This window comes from Agromyces sp. S2-1-8 (assembly GCF_021129215.1).
Taxonomy (GTDB): domain Bacteria; phylum Actinomycetota; class Actinomycetes; order Actinomycetales; family Microbacteriaceae; genus Agromyces; species Agromyces chromiiresistens.
The window spans coordinates 2,103,352-2,116,743 of sequence record NZ_JAJOLP010000001.1 but is presented as its reverse complement, the minus strand read 5'-3'; the positions used below and the strand labels follow the sequence as shown (position 1 = coordinate 2,116,743).

Annotated in this window: 11 protein-coding genes and 1 tRNA gene; 4 read left to right on the top strand and 8 right to left on the bottom strand. The window is 71.7% G+C overall.

The genetic code is table 11. The annotated features are described in order from the left end of the window. Window positions 1-167: 167 nt before the first annotated feature. The 4 genes from LR269_RS09650 to LR269_RS09635 all read right to left on the bottom strand — a co-directional run bounded on the left by LR269_RS09650 (window position 168) and on the right by LR269_RS09635 (window position 4,875). Window positions 168-1,013: a glycosyltransferase family 2 protein gene (locus LR269_RS09650; protein WP_231432307.1), complete on the bottom strand. Its 846-nt coding sequence runs from the start codon at window positions 1,011-1,013 to the stop codon at window positions 168-170. 61 nt (window positions 1,014-1,074) lie between these two features. Beyond that, the gene (locus LR269_RS09645) at window positions 1,075-1,887 is read right to left on the bottom strand and encodes a CDP-alcohol phosphatidyltransferase family protein (protein ID WP_231430562.1); all 813 of its coding nucleotides are present in this window, start codon (window positions 1,885-1,887) and stop codon (window positions 1,075-1,077) included. Between the two features lie 7 nt (window positions 1,888-1,894). Continuing rightward, the gene (locus LR269_RS09640; protein ID WP_231430561.1) at window positions 1,895-2,950 is read right to left on the bottom strand and encodes a glycosyltransferase family 2 protein; all 1,056 of its coding nucleotides are present in this window, start codon (window positions 2,948-2,950) and stop codon (window positions 1,895-1,897) included. 146 nt (window positions 2,951-3,096) lie between these two features. Next, window positions 3,097-4,875 carry a trypsin-like peptidase domain-containing protein gene (locus LR269_RS09635; RefSeq protein WP_231430559.1) on the bottom strand — a complete coding sequence of 593 codons (1,779 nt, stop codon included), beginning with the start codon at window positions 4,873-4,875 and terminating at the stop codon, window positions 3,097-3,099. 177 nt (window positions 4,876-5,052) lie between these two features. Between LR269_RS09635 and LR269_RS09630 the strand changes: the two genes are divergently transcribed. Beyond that, a complete protein-coding gene (locus tag LR269_RS09630; RefSeq protein WP_231430558.1) occupies window positions 5,053-6,273 on the top strand; it encodes an aminotransferase class I/II-fold pyridoxal phosphate-dependent enzyme in 1,221 nt (406 codons plus the stop codon). Here the strand turns inward: LR269_RS09630 and LR269_RS09625 are convergent. Then, window positions 6,256-7,107: a carbon-nitrogen hydrolase family protein gene (locus tag LR269_RS09625; RefSeq protein WP_231432306.1), complete on the bottom strand. Its 852-nt coding sequence runs from the start codon at window positions 7,105-7,107 to the stop codon at window positions 6,256-6,258. The genes LR269_RS09630 and LR269_RS09625 overlap by 18 nt on opposite strands. 265 nt (window positions 7,108-7,372) lie before the next feature. Between LR269_RS09625 and LR269_RS09620 the strand changes: the two genes are divergently transcribed. Then, window positions 7,373-9,517: an immune inhibitor A gene (locus tag LR269_RS09620; RefSeq protein WP_231430557.1), complete on the top strand. Its 2,145-nt coding sequence runs from the start codon at window positions 7,373-7,375 to the stop codon at window positions 9,515-9,517. A gap of 75 nt (window positions 9,518-9,592) precedes the next feature. Here LR269_RS09620 and LR269_RS09615 read toward each other — a convergent pair whose 3' ends face one another. Next, entirely contained in the window at window positions 9,593-10,123 is a 531-nt protein-coding gene (locus LR269_RS09615; RefSeq protein ID WP_231430556.1) for a ClbS/DfsB family four-helix bundle protein, read from the bottom strand. Between the two features lie 163 nt (window positions 10,124-10,286). Here LR269_RS09615 and LR269_RS09610 point away from each other — a divergent pair, with 163 nt between their 5' ends. Beyond that, window positions 10,287-10,622, top strand: coding sequence for a hypothetical protein (locus tag LR269_RS09610; protein ID WP_231430554.1), 336 nt, complete (start codon window positions 10,287-10,289; stop codon window positions 10,620-10,622). Between the two features lie 91 nt (window positions 10,623-10,713). Here the strand turns inward: LR269_RS09610 and LR269_RS09605 are convergent. Continuing rightward, a tRNA-Met gene (locus tag LR269_RS09605) sits at window positions 10,714-10,787 on the bottom strand. Window positions 10,788-11,090: 303 nt separating this feature from the next. Between LR269_RS09605 and LR269_RS09600 the strand changes: the two genes are divergently transcribed. Beyond that, window positions 11,091-12,443, top strand: a complete 1,353-nt coding sequence (locus LR269_RS09600; protein WP_231430552.1) for a glycoside hydrolase family 18 protein — start codon at window positions 11,091-11,093, stop codon at window positions 12,441-12,443. A gap of 84 nt (window positions 12,444-12,527) precedes the next feature. Here LR269_RS09600 and LR269_RS09595 read toward each other — a convergent pair whose 3' ends face one another. Continuing rightward, a complete protein-coding gene (locus LR269_RS09595) occupies window positions 12,528-13,391 on the bottom strand; it encodes a bifunctional 2-polyprenyl-6-hydroxyphenol methylase/3-demethylubiquinol 3-O-methyltransferase UbiG (protein WP_231430551.1) in 864 nt (287 codons plus the stop codon). Window position 13,392: the final 1 nt, after the last annotated feature.

Here is a 13,392-nt window from a genome sequence, read left to right as displayed (position 1 = left end):
GGATCGTCCTGCATCTGGGTCTCGATACGTCGCCTGCGGCGGCGCCAACGACCAGCGAGACAGCGAGACTGCGAGACAGCGAGACAGCGAGACAGCGAGACAGCGAGACATCGAGACATCGAGACTGCGACGCCACGCTACTCGACCACCGGGGCCGGAGAACGGCCTCAGACGACGGGCGGGCGCCCTGCGCGAGTCATCCGCCAGACGGTGCGCCAGGAGATCGGCCGTCGCTCGCCGGGCGACTCCCGCCACCCGGCTCGCCACCCGCCGAACCAGGCGCCCAGCGCAGCGGGCCGCCGCGCCCAGCGCAGCACCTGGATCGCCGTCCACGAGCCGACGTAGAACGGCACGAGCACCGCGGGCAGGTTGCGTCGCGCGAGCCAGACCCGGTTGCGGGCGTTGAGCCGGTAGTAGTACGAGTGCCGGGCCGGATCGATCACCGGGTGAGCGGCCTCGAGGCCGCCCTCGTACCAGGCGATGTGCCCGGTGTCCCACACGCGCCACGCGAGCTCGATGCCCTCGTGCGCGTAGAAGAACGGGTCGGCCCAGCCGCCCGTCGCGTCGAAGACCGCGCGGGGCATGAGCACCGCGCCCTCCCAGCACGAGAAGACCGGGCTCGAGTGCGCCGGGTCGCCCTTCCGGATCCGGGGTATCCAGCGGCGCGGAGAGGCGAGACCGGTCGGGTCGACGACCCGGGGCTGGATGAGCCCGAGCTCGGGTCGCTCGGCGAGCAGACGGCAGCCGTCGGCGAGGAACGTGTCGCTCGGCAGGGACGCATCGTCGTCGAGGAAGAAGAGCGCCTCGCCCGCGACGAGCGGCACGCCGGCGTTGCGACCCGCGGGGATGCCGAGGTTCTCGGGAAGGTGCCGGGTCTTCACCCCGGCCGGCAGCGACGGGTCGGCGGTCGCCGGGTCCCAGCCGTTGCCGACCACGACGACGTCGACCTCCACGCCGCGCTGGTCGAGCACGCTGCGGATGCCGCGGGCGAGGTCGTCGGGCCGCTTGCCCATCGTGAGCACGACGACGCCGACGGTCGCGGTGCCTGCGCCCGCCGCGGGCGGGAGCGGAACGTCAGGACCGGACACGACGGCTCGCCATGATCGCGACGAAGTGGCCGATCACCGCGAGCACGGCGAGCGGCAGCAACGCCGCGACGACGATGCGGTCGACGAGGGGCTGGCCGGCGAAGAGCCCGACGACTGCCGCCGCGAACGCGATGAGCGTGAGCTCGACCGAGTGGTAGAGGCGGTGGAACGGCACGAACCTCGCCGCCCTGCGCAGCTTCGCGACGAGTCCGCCGCGGGGCGCCGTCTCGCCGTGCGTGTCGGCGAGCTTCGGCAGCCCGGCGTTCGCGCGGGCGACGTGCACCATGTCGTTGAGCGCCTTGTTGAGCACGATCACGAGCGCGAGCATCGCACCGATCGTGGTCCACAGGAAGTCCTCGGGGAACTCGAGCGGGTACGCGGCCGCGCGGATGCCGAGCGCGATCGGGATGAGCGCCTCCGTCGTGTAGTGGCCCACCTTGTCGAGGAACACGCCCGCGGGCGACGACGTGCGCCGCCAGCGCGCGACCTCGCCGTCGCAGCAGTCGACGAGCATCTGCAGCTGCCCGAGCACGACCGCGAGGAGCGCGCCCCAGACGCCCGGGATGAGGAGCGCGGCGGCCGTCGACCAGCCGACGAGGATCATGAGCCCGGTCACGCCGTTCGCCGAGATCCTGGTCTTCAGCAGCGCCCACGTGAGGTAGATCGAGAACCGGCGGAGGTACAGCGAAGCGGTCCAGTGCTCGGCGTTGCGGCGGCCGCGCACCTCAGGCGGCTGCGCGACGGCGCGCAGCTCTGCGATGTTCGCCGGCCTGGTCGTCACCGGTCGGGCGTCAGTCATCCCGTGCTCACCTTCCCGTGTGCCGTGCGATGTTGCTCGTCAGCGACAGGTAGCCGAGCACGAAGCCGATGCCCCACGTGACATGTATGCACGGCAACACTACGAGAAACCAGCCGGCAGTGCCCGCACCCCGGCCGCGGGCCTCGGCGATCGTCGCCGCCACGACGAAGGCCAGGTACACGAGCGGTGCGGCGAAGCCGAGGAGCAGCCACGGCGCGGCCCCCACGGCGAGCTGCACGAGCCCGCCGATGCCGAGCAGGAGGCCGATGGTCACGCCGACGACCATCGCCGGCGGAACGAAGTAGCGGAGGCCGTTCGATGCCGGGAAACGGCGGGCGAGCTCGCCCCGCCAGAGGCCCGTCGAGAACATCTGCCGCGCGAGCCGGTCGAGGCTCGAGCGCGGTCGGTACGTCACCGCGAGCTCGGGGGTGAACCACACGGTGCCGCCGGTCTCGCGCAGGCGACGGTTCAGCTCCCAGTCCTGGCCGCGCTTGATCGACTCGTCGAAGAGCCCGACCCGCTCGAGCGCCGACCGTCGGAAGACGCCGAGGTACACCGTCTCGGCCGGGCCCTCGACCCCGCCGACGTGGAACGCCGAACCGCCCAGCCCGACCTTGGTCGTGTAGGCCAGCGCGACCGCTCGTTCGAAGGGGGTCTCGCCACGCGCGTCCATGATGCCGCCGACGTTGTCGGCCCCCGTGCGCTCGAGCGTCTCGACGGCGATGCGCGCGTAGTCGACGGGCAGCATGGAGTGGGAATCGACCCGGACGACCACGGGGTACTGCGCGGCGCGGATGCCGATGTTGAGCCCCGCGGGGGTCGAGCCCACCACGTTCTCGAGCACGCGCACCCGGTCGTCGCGCGATGCGAGGTCTCCGACGAGCTCGGCCGTGCCGTCGATCGACGGGCCGAGGGCGATGAGCACCTCGACCGGGCCCGGATAGTCCTGCGCGAGGATCGATTCGACGGCGGCCCGAACGTGGGTGGCGTCGTTCAGCACGGGCATGACGTACGACACGCCGACGAGCGACGACGGTGCCGTCTCGGGGTGGTGCTCGGGCATGTTCCTCATTCGTGCTCGGGTCGATCGAGCCTAACAGGCGACGCCTCGCGGCGGGCGCCGCGCCGGGCGACGCCGAACGGGGCCGGATCGAATCCGATCCGGCCCCGTCGCGTGGCCTCGGGCCGAGGCATCCGTGCCGTTCTGGGTCAGCCCTCGAACGTGTCGAGCTCGACCGTCACGGTCTTGGTGTCGCCGTCACGGGTGACGGTGAGCTCGGCCTTGTCGCCGCCGGCCAGTGCACGCACCTGGGCGGTGAGGTCGGTCTGGTCGGTGATCGGCAGGCCGTTGAAGCCGGTGACGACGTCGCCCTGCTTGAGGCCGGCCTTCTCGGCGGCGCCGCCCGACGAGACGTCGGTGATGAGCGCGCCGACCGTGTCGCTCTGCTCGTCGGCCGCGGCCGAGGTGACCGTCGCGCCGAGCAGGCCGTGGGTGGCCGAGCCGTTCTCGATGATCTCCTTCGCGATGCGCTCGGCGAGGTTCGACGGCACGGCGAAGCCGACGCCGATGTTGCCGCTCTGACCGCCCGACGAGTCGCCGGTGCCGAGGATCGCGACGTTCACGCCGATGAGCTTGCCCTCGCTGTCGACGAGCGCGCCGCCCGAGTTGCCCGGGTTGATGGCCGCATCGGTCTGGATGACCGGCAGCGCCACCTGGCCCGCGCCCGCAGCCTGCTGCTGCGGCGCCTGCTCCTGCGACTGGCCGCCCTCGTCGGGGATGTCGAAGAAGAAGTCGAACGGGCTGTCGCCGTTCTGGCCGCCGTCGCCCTGGCCGCTGTCGCCCTGGCTGTCGTCGCCCTCGGTGCTGTCGTCGGGGGTCGACGGGGCCGCCGAGGAGGCGACGTCGATCGAGCGGTTGAGCGCCGACACGATGCCGTTCGTCACGGTGCCCGAGAGGCCGAGCGGCGCGCCGATCGCGATCGCCGTGTCGCCCACGTTGAGCTTCGACGAGTCGGCGAACTCGAGCGGGGTGAGGCCCGACGCGTCGACCAGCTTGATGACCGCGAGGTCGCTGAGCGGGTCGGTGCCGATGAGCTCGGCCTTGTAGAGGTGGCCGTCGTTCGTCTTGACCTGGATGGTCGGGTCGGCGGTCGCGCCGTCGAGGGTCACGACGTGCGTGTTGGTGAGCACGTAGCCGTCCTTCGAGAGGATGATGCCCGAGCCGGTGCCCGCGCCCTCGCCGCTCGAGACCGAGATGGTCACGACGCTCGGGCTCGCCTTCGCGGCGACCGCCGAGATCTGGTTCACCGAGTCGGGGTCGTTGACGACGATGTTCTGCGCCGAGTTCGACGCGGCCGTCGAGTTCGCCGGCTGGTTCGCAGCGACGAGCGCGGTGATGCCGGCGCCCGAGGCACCGCCGATGAGGGCGGCGGCCACGATCGCGGCGGCGACGCCGAGTCCGACCTTGCGCTGCTTGGGCTCCTTGGCGGAAGCCGCGGGGCCGTGCTGGCCCGGGGCGCCGGCGATCGGCGCCGTGGGCTGCGACGGCTGCGGGCCGCCGAAGGCCGGGGGGACCTGGCCCGCGACCGGAGCCGTCGGGGCGGTCGCCTGCGTCTGCTTGGCGTACTGCGGGGCGTGGTAGGGCTGGGGCGCCTGGCCCGGCTGGTACACGACGCCGGTCGCGGCGGCCGGGGCCGCGGGCGCGGCAGGGGCCGGCTGCGGCGCGGCGGGAGCCGGGGCGGCGGGCGCCTCCGCCTTCGCGACCGTCTCGACGGCGGTCGTCTCGACGGCGGCGTCGGGCGTGGTGGTGACGGCGGTCGTCTCGACGGCCGCCTCGGGCGTGGTGGTCTCGTGGGCCTCGGTGGGGCCGGCCCCGGTCGCGGCCGAAACGGCGGCAGCGTCGGTGGTGCTGGTCACGGGCGTGGTCTGCTCCGCGGGGACGTCGGCCTCGCGGGGCTCCCCCGTGGCGCCGTTGGTCGTGTCGGTCATGTCTGCTCCTTCCAAAGCGATGCCAGCATCCCGCGGCAGCCTGTGCGGGGGATTTGCGGAGTCTATGTCTCGGCTATCAGCGAGCAGTGATTCATCCGGCAGTGGTCCGCCCCGGGCCCGGGCGACCCGAGGGCCCGGCGCCAGCGTACCGGCCCGAGCCTCGCGTACGGTGTGAAGATGAGCGACTTCTCCCCCGTGACCGCCGGTCTCAGCCCGTGGCAGCGCACGGCGGCCGGGGCGGGCCTGCTCGGCGCCGACGGTGCGATCGCCACCACGATCTTCGCCGAGATGAGCGCCCTCGCCGCACGCACCGGGGCCATCAACCTGGGCCAGGGGTTCCCCGACGAGGACGGCCCGGCCGCCGTGCTCGACGCGGCCCGCGATGCGATCGCGGCCGGGCTCAACCAGTACCCGCCCGGCATCGGCATGCCGGTGCTGCGCGAGGCGATCGCGCGCCACTGGTCCCGGTGGTACGGGATCGAGCTCGACGCGGCGTCCGAGGTGCTCGTGACCGCTGGCGCGACCGAGGCGCTCGCCGCGACGATCCTCGCGTTCGTCGACACCGGCGACGAGGTCGTGACCTTCGAGCCGTACTACGACGCGTATGCCGCGCTCATCGCGCGCGCGGGCGGCGTGCACCGCACGGTGCCGCTCACATTCCCCGGCTGGCGGCCCGATCTCGACTCGCTCGCCCGCGCGATCACCGACCGGACTCGCATGATCATCGTCAACTCGCCGCACAACCCGACGGGGGCCGTGTTCGACGACGACGTGCTCGCCGAGATCGTGCGCCTCGCGGAGCTCCACGACGTGCTCATCGTGACCGACGAGGTGTACGAGCACCTCGTCTTCGACGCGCCGCACCGCCCGATCGCGACGTTCCCCGGTGCCCGCGAGCGCACGATCTCGGTCTCGTCGGGCGGCAAGACGTTCTCGACGACAGGGTGGAAGATCGGCTGGCTCAGCGCACCCGCACCGCTCGTGAGCGCCGTGCTCGCGGTGAAGCAGTTCCTGACCTACGTGAACGGGGCGCCGTTCCAGCCGGCGATCGCGACCGGGCTCGACCTGCCCGACGAGTTCTTCGCCGGCGCCGCGGCGGCGCTCGCCGCGAAGCGCGACCTGCTCGCCGCGGGCCTCGAGTCGGCCGGGTTCGCGGTCTCGCCCCCGCAGGCGGGCTACTTCGTCGTCGCGGATGCCTCGCCGCTCGGCCACTCGGACGCGGCGCGGCTCTGCCGCGAGCTGCCGGGGCGAGCGGGCGTCGTCGGGGTGCCCGTGTCGGCGTTCGTGCACCCCGACCGCCATGACGCGTATCGCAGCCTCGTGCGCTTCGCGTTCTGCAAGCGCATGCCCGTGCTCGAGGAGGCCTCCGCGCGTCTCGCCTCACTCGGTCGCGGCTGAGCGGGGCACGACCGCGTACCGGCGCAGCGCGAGCGCCGGGTTCACCCGCCTGACGGCGGCGACGCGCTCGCGCGACACCCAGGCGACCGCGACGCCGGCCTGCTCGCCGAGGCCCGCGAGCTCGGTGCCCATGGGGTCGATGACGAAGCTGTTGCCGACCGCGACGGGCGGCGTCTGGTCGGCGGCGGCGAGGTACACGGTGTTCTCGATCGCGCGCGCGGTCGCGAGCGTGCGCCAGTGGTGCTCCTTCAGCGGGCCGCGCACCCACTCGGCCGGCACGAGCACGAGTTCGGCCCCGGCGTCGACGATCGTGCGCGTGACCTCGGGGAATCGCAGGTCGTAGCAGGTCTGCATCCCCACCGGCACGCCGTCGACGGTGAAGATCTCGGGTGCGTCGACCGCCCCCGCGACCACCCGGTCGGACTCCCGCTGCCCGAACGCGTCGTAGAGGTGCTGCTTGCGATACGCCGCCACGAGCCGCCCGTCGTCGTCGAACGCGACGAGCGTGTTCGAGAAGCGCTCGGGGTCGGAGGCCTGCTCGAGCATGCCCGCGACGAGGTGCACGCCGAGGTCGCCCGCGAGCGCGCCGAGCGCGCCCGCGAAGGCGCCGTCGATCGGCTCGGAGGCATCGGCCATCTCCTGGCCGAGCTCGGCGGTGAAGAACATCGAGTACTCGGGGAGCACGACGAGCCGCGCGCCGCGCGCCACCGCCGTGCGGGCGAGCCCCTCGATCGTGTCGAGATTCGCCGCGACATCCGCAACAGGTGCGAACTGCGCGACGGCGACCCCCAGGTCACCGCCGGATGCCTCGCCGTCGCTCCGTTCGTCATCCATCACGACCTCGCCGTCCACCATGCCACCAGCGTAGGCCCGGGCCTGGCCGCGAAGCGTCGCCCGCACTCCCGATCGGCGGGTGGCGACGCGGTACTGCGCATCACGGGCGGGTGTGCAAGCCCCTTCCGATGAGAATTCCGAGGTGCTGTACTGGCCGGGTTCATCACGGAGGCCGCGACGACGCGGACTCCGAACAGATCGGTCCCGCGCGACGAAGGGCAGACCGTCCGGCGCCACGGGTCCACGAGAGAAATGGGACACCGCCGTGCTCCGAGCACCATCAAGGGCGGTCGGCGCCGCCACGAGCATCGCCGTCGCCGCCGCGGCCTTCGTCGCGGCATCCGCCCTGCCGGCCCAGGCCGACGACCACCTGAACCTTCCGGGCGAACCGACGATCACGCTGCCGATCAACGACAGCGAGGCCGGCGGCACCTACGACCAGGACTTCACCCGGGTCTACGCGGGCACGACGCCCGACGACACCCCCGTGTACATCTACGTGCCCGTGGGCACGCCGCTCGACGGCAGCGCGCCGACCGGCGTCGACAGCCTCGACCCCGCCTTCGACCCCACCCCCGACGACGAGTTCGTGCCGTGCGCCGACGCCGACGTCGCCGACTACACGCTCACGCAGGCGCAGATCGACTACATGGGCGCCGAGCTCTCGAACCAGATCGTCGCCGTCGACGAGGAGCACTTCGGGCCCATGGACGCGGCCGACCCCGACGAGCCCGCGAGCGACTCGCTCGTCATGGTGGTCTACAACGTGCAGGACACCCAGTACTACGACTGCACGGAGACCACGTACACCGCCGGGTACTTCGCCCCCGAGTTCATCGACTCGTCGGGCATGAACGCCATCGTGATCGACGCGTACGACTGGGCGAACCGGGTCGGCCCCGCCGACTCGGAGTGGAACGACGACGACCCCGACAACGACCAGCCGACCCTCTACGAGGGCGTCATCGCGCACGAGTTGGAGCACCTGCTGCACAACTACAGCGATCCCGGGGAACTCTCCTGGGTCGACGAGGGCCTCGCCGACTTCGCGGTGTTCCTCAACGGCTACGACGTCGGAGGCTCGCACCTCACCTACCACCAGGTGTTCTACGCCGAGACGTCGTTGACCAGATGGGGCGGCGGCCTCGAGAACTACGGCGCCGCGTACACCTTCTTCCAGTACCTGTGGGAGCAGGCCGGCGGCAACGGCGACGGAACCTACGAACCCGATCTCGAATACGACGGCGAGGGCGGCGACCTGCTGATCAAGCTCATCTTCGAGAACCCGGCCGACGGCATGGAGGGCGTGCAGGCCGCCATCGACGCCTTCAACGGCGAGACGGGCGCCGAGCTCCGCTCGGCCGAGGACCTCTACCGCGACTGGGCGGTCGCCGTCTACCTCGACGACGAGGCATCCGACCGCTTCGACATCAAGGCCGTCGACTTCGGCGACCCCGCGTTCACGAATTGGACCTTCGACATCGCCGACGACCAGTTCTGGGAGGGCCGGGGCTCGAACCAGGGCGCCCAGCCCGAGGCCAAGTGGCTGCGCCGGGCGAACCCCTCGAGCGACGTGGCGCTGCCGTACGGCATCCAGGTCGAGCGTTTCCGCAACCCCGGGCCGACCGTCACCGTCGCGCTCGACGGCGACGACACCACGCGGATCGCACCCCACACCGGCGACACGCACTGGTACGCCGGCTACGAGAGCCAGTCGGAGAACGTCCTCGACGTGGACGTCACCGGAGCGGTGACCTCGCTCGACTTCTGGACCTGGCACTTCATCGAGGAGGGCTGGGACTACGGATTCGTCGAGGCGCTCGTCGGCGGCGAGTGGGTCACGGTGCCTCTCGTCGACGACGCCGGCACCGAGGTGACGACCGATGACGACCCGCACGGCAACAACCCGACGGGCAACGGCCTGACCGGCACCTCGGGCGGTGAGTACTTCGTCGACGAGCCGGTGTACGTGCACTACACGGCGCAGCTGCCCGCCGGCACGACCGACGTGCAGTTCCGGTACTCCACCGACGCGGCGTACCTCGACACGGGCTGGTTCGTCGACGACGTGATGGTGAACGGCGCCGCGGCGACGCTGTCGTCGGACGAGGGCGAATGGTTCGAGACGACGGGACTCCAGGACAACAACTGGACGCTCCAGATCGTCGCGACCTGCGACCTGACGCCGGGCGTCGACTCGCCCTTCGAGATCACCGACGACGCGGGCAACTTCGTCTACCGGCTCGAGGGCGACGCGATCTCGCAGGCCGGCTTCCAGACGAAGCGCGCGAGCGGCAACAACCGCGACTTCGTGACGCTCGTGTCGAACCTGCCGACGGGCGACCTGACGTACCTCGACGCCGGGTACACGCTCACGGTCACGAACACGGGGAACCGCAAGTCCGGCTGAGGCCGGGCCGTCGGCTCGGCGTGCCGAGCCGCTCGGGGCCGGGAGGATTTCGCACCCTCCCGGCCCCGGCATGCGTCAGTCGAACCGCGCCGCGATCGCCTCGACGGCCCAGCCGTAGTGCCCGCCGAGACACTCGTGCGCGGGCACCGCGAGCGGCTCGCCGAGCCAGTCGAACCGATCCGCATCGAAGAGCACGTCGCCGCCGATGGCCGACACCCGCGCGAGGGCGGCGGCATGGCTCGCCTGGACGCGGGCGAACGCCCGCGCGACGTCGCGCACGCGGTACTTGTCGCGCAGCGACCGGTTGAGTGCGTCCAGGTGCTCCCAGTCGTAGCCCTCGGCCGGATAGGCCGGCGTCGTGCCCGCATCGATCGCATCGAGCCAGCCGAGCAGCAGCTCGTGCCACGCGTGCAGGTGGTTGAGCACGTCCTGCAGGTCGCGGTCGCGCCCGGCGCCCGGAACGCCGGATGCCTCGGCGGACGCAGGGGCGATCGGGAACGGCCGATCGCGAACGGCCGGCGGGATCACGTCGATCACGTCCTCGAGCGTGCGGAATCCGCGCATCGCGGCGGCCTGGAGGGCGACGGCGGTCTCGGGTACGGGCATGTGGCCATCGTAGGGGCCCCACGGCGGCGGTCGGCCGGGTCGGTGCACGTCGATCGCCGTGAGCCGGGTGCGCGCCCGGTTACCTGTGAGTGCGCACATGTTGAGTGCCGATACTGCGAAGCGGAGGACATCACGGACTCCGGGCGCTGAAGAGGAGGTGCCCATGAACAAGAAACGCGCTCCACGCGAAGGCGCTCGAGCGGACGAGCGTTGGGAGACCGAAGGCGGATCGCTCGACGCCTCCGGAAACGAGGCCGACGCCGCCGACGCCCAGGCTGACGCCGACGCCCGGGTCGACGCCCACGCTGACGCCGACGCCGACGCCCGGGTCGACGCCGACGTCGAGGCGGACGCCCAGGTCGACTCCGAGACCGACGTCGATGCGGCGGCCGGTCGCGGGGCGGCGCAGCGACGAGAGGGCCGCTGGCGCGCGGCGCAGGGCGAGCACTGGCACAAGGCCGACTACACCGACGAGACGAAGCGACGCGATGGGAATTGACGCCGCCGCAGACGGTGACGTCTCCCGTGCAAGTGCCCGGCGCAGAAAAGCAGAAGGCCCGGAATCTCGACGATTCCGGGCCTTCTTCTCGTTGCGGGGGCAGGATTTGAACCTACGACCTCTGGGTTATGAGCCCAGCGAGCTACCGAACTGCTCCACCCCGCGGCACAAGAGAAAACACTAGCACGGGAAACGGGCACCGTCCAATCGGCCGCCTTCTCGACCCCGCGACCGCTGCGGCGAGCACGCTCATCGGGAGGCGGAAATCACGCCGAGCCCTCGGCCGCGGGTGTGCAGCATGTGCACGCCCGCGCGATTCGATTGGAGGTCTCCACAGCGACCGTGCGGCTTCGCTCGCGACATCCGCGAACCTTTGTGAGGAGTCTTAACTTACGTGGACGGCCTTGGTAGTGTCCCGGCAACCGCCGCACCCGCGGCGGCCGGCAGACCACGATCGATGAGGATTCCATGTCACCACGCCCCCTCCTGCGCGGCGCGGCCATCGCCGCCGCCACCACCGCGCTCATCGCCGCCTCCGCGGCCGCCCCCGCCGTTGCGAAGGGCCACGACGGGCCCGAAGGCCCGAGCGACATCAACGGCTACCGCAGCGTCGGCTACCTGATGGCCGACACCCCGGTGACCCGTGACTTCGAGATCGAGGACCTGCTCACGACGGGTGCCATCGAGGACGTCACCCACATCAACTACGCGTTCGGCAACGTCACCGCGAACCTCGCCTGCGAGATCACGGATGTCGCGGGCGAGGGCGATGCGTACAACGACTACCTGCGACTCGTCTCGCCGCAGGACTCGGTCGACGGCAAGCGCGACCTGCCGAACCGGCATCAGCGCCTCGCCGGCAACTTCAACCAGCTCAAGAAGCTCAAGGCCGTGAGCCCCGAGACGAAGGTGCTCATCTCGCTCGGCGGCTGGACCTGGTCGGACAACTTCTCGGCCGCCGCGGCGACCGCCGAGAGCCGCGAGCGGCTCGTCTCGTCGTGCATCGACCTCTACCTGAAGGGCGACCTGCCGAGGGTCGGCCATCTCGGCGGCCCCGGCGCCGCGGCCGGCGTCTTCGACGGCATCGACGTCGACTGGGAGTGGCCGGTCAACGGCGGCGAGACGGCCAACGCCTCCCCCGCCGACCGTGAGAACTTCCTCGCGCTCATGGAGGAGTTCCGCCGCCAGCTCGACGCGTACGGCGCCGAGACGGGCGAGGACTACCTGCTGACCGCGTTCGCCCCCGCGGGCGGCTGGAACACGAACGCGGGCGGCTGGACCGACCCGCGCCTCTTCGACGTCGTCGACTGGCTCAACATCCAGGGCTACGACTACGCGGGCGGCTGGACGGGCAACACGGGCCACCAGGGCAACCTGCACCCCGACGGCTCGAACAACTGGGGCCTCGCCCTCGACAACGCGGTCGGCCTCTACACGGCCGCCGGCGCCCGGCCGGAACAGCTCAACGTCGGCATCCCCGCCTACGGCCAGGGCTGGACGGGCGTGACCGTCGGCGACCGCGCCGTGTGGACGCCCGACCCCGCCGTCAGCTCGATCGGCACGAAGCCGTACTACGAGATCCGCTCGATCGGCGAGGGCTACTACGACCCCGCGATCGGCGCCTCCTGGCGCTACGACGCGGCGACCGGCCAGTGGTGGAGCCTCGACGACCCGAAGTCGGTCGAGCAGAAGGCCGAATGGCTCGCCGAACAGGGCTACGGCGGCGCGATGTGGTGGGACCTCTCGGGCGACTACCGCAACGAGCTCGGCGGCGCGCTCGGTGAGACGCTGCGCGCGGCCGAGGAGGGCCCGCTCGGCTGATTCCCCGGAGGACGGCGGATGCCTCGGAGCGGGCACGCTCCGAGGCATCCGTGCTGCTCGCGGTCGCGGGCCCGACGCGCGTCGCTACGCCGCCGACGGGTTGCGCGCGACGATCTCGTACGAGAGCGGCAGCCAGTGCTCGGCCGGCCAGCCGTACATGCCCTCGCCGAGCGCGGGCGTCGCCGGGTAGATCTGCCACGGCACCGAGTAGTGCTCGTCGAACGCCTCGACCTCGAGGCCGGCGTCGCGCAGCGCGCCGAGCACCGTGCTGAGCGGATGCAGCCATTCCCAGTTGCGGGAGTTGACGAGCTTCGCCCCGGGGTCGGCGTAGTCGCTCGGATCGTCGAGCACGTCGGGCTGCCCGGCGTTGTCGTACGCGTAGCTGATCGTCGGCAACCCACCGGGTCCGTCGGCCCCGTCGAGCACCATCGCCGACGGATGCCCCTCGGCGAAGTACAGGCGACCGCCCGGCTTCAGGAACCAGGCGACGATGCGCGCCCACTCGGCGATGTCGGGCAGCCAGTTGATCGTGCCCCAGGTCGCGAAGACGAGGTCGAACGACTCGGGCTCCGGCAGCATGTGCCGGGCGTCGTAGACGTTGGACTCGATGAACCGCGCGCGACCTTCGACGCCGAGCTCGGCGGCCATGCGCCGAGCCTCGGCGACGGCCGCGGGGGCGAAGTCGATGCCGACCGCCGTCGCGCCGCGGTTCACGAGCGAGAGCGTGTCCGAGCCGAAGTGGCACTGCAGGTGCAGCACCCGGACGCCCTCGAGGCCGTCGGGATGCAGCCGGTCGATGCCGGCCGCGGCGATCGGGTCGAGCACTCCCCCGCCGGCGCGCAGCGGCGCCTGGTCGTAGAAGTCGCTCGCCAGGTGCACCCCGACGCGCTCGTCCCAGTTGGCCCGGTTGTCGTCGAGCCACTCGCCGTCGCGCAGGTCGAAGCCCATC

Excerpts from the sequence above, each read along its gene's own strand:
- LR269_RS09600 (WP_231430552.1), top strand. The coding sequence starts at position 11,091 with ATGTCACCACGCCCCCTCCTGCGCGGCGCGGCCATCGCCGCCGCCACC.
- LR269_RS09610 (WP_231430554.1), top strand. The coding sequence starts at position 10,287 with ATGAACAAGAAACGCGCTCCACGCGAAGGCGCTCGAGCGGACGAGCGT.
- LR269_RS09650 (WP_231432307.1), bottom strand. The coding sequence starts at position 1,013 with ATGGGCAAGCGGCCCGACGACCTCGCCCGCGGCATCCGCAGCGTGCTC.
- LR269_RS09625 (WP_231432306.1), bottom strand. The coding sequence starts at position 7,107 with ATGGATGACGAACGGAGCGACGGCGAGGCATCCGGCGGTGACCTGGGG.
- LR269_RS09640 (WP_231430561.1), bottom strand. The coding sequence starts at position 2,950 with ATGCCCGAGCACCACCCCGAGACGGCACCGTCGTCGCTCGTCGGCGTG.
- LR269_RS09595 (WP_231430551.1), bottom strand. The coding sequence starts at position 13,391 with ATGGGCTTCGACCTGCGCGACGGCGAGTGGCTCGACGACAACCGGGCC.
- LR269_RS09635 (WP_231430559.1), bottom strand. The coding sequence starts at position 4,875 with ATGACCGACACGACCAACGGCGCCACGGGGGAGCCCCGCGAGGCCGAC.
- LR269_RS09615 (WP_231430556.1), bottom strand. The coding sequence starts at position 10,123 with ATGCCCGTACCCGAGACCGCCGTCGCCCTCCAGGCCGCCGCGATGCGC.
- LR269_RS09630 (WP_231430558.1), top strand. The coding sequence starts at position 5,053 with ATGAGCGACTTCTCCCCCGTGACCGCCGGTCTCAGCCCGTGGCAGCGC.
- LR269_RS09645 (WP_231430562.1), bottom strand. The coding sequence starts at position 1,887 with ATGACTGACGCCCGACCGGTGACGACCAGGCCGGCGAACATCGCAGAG.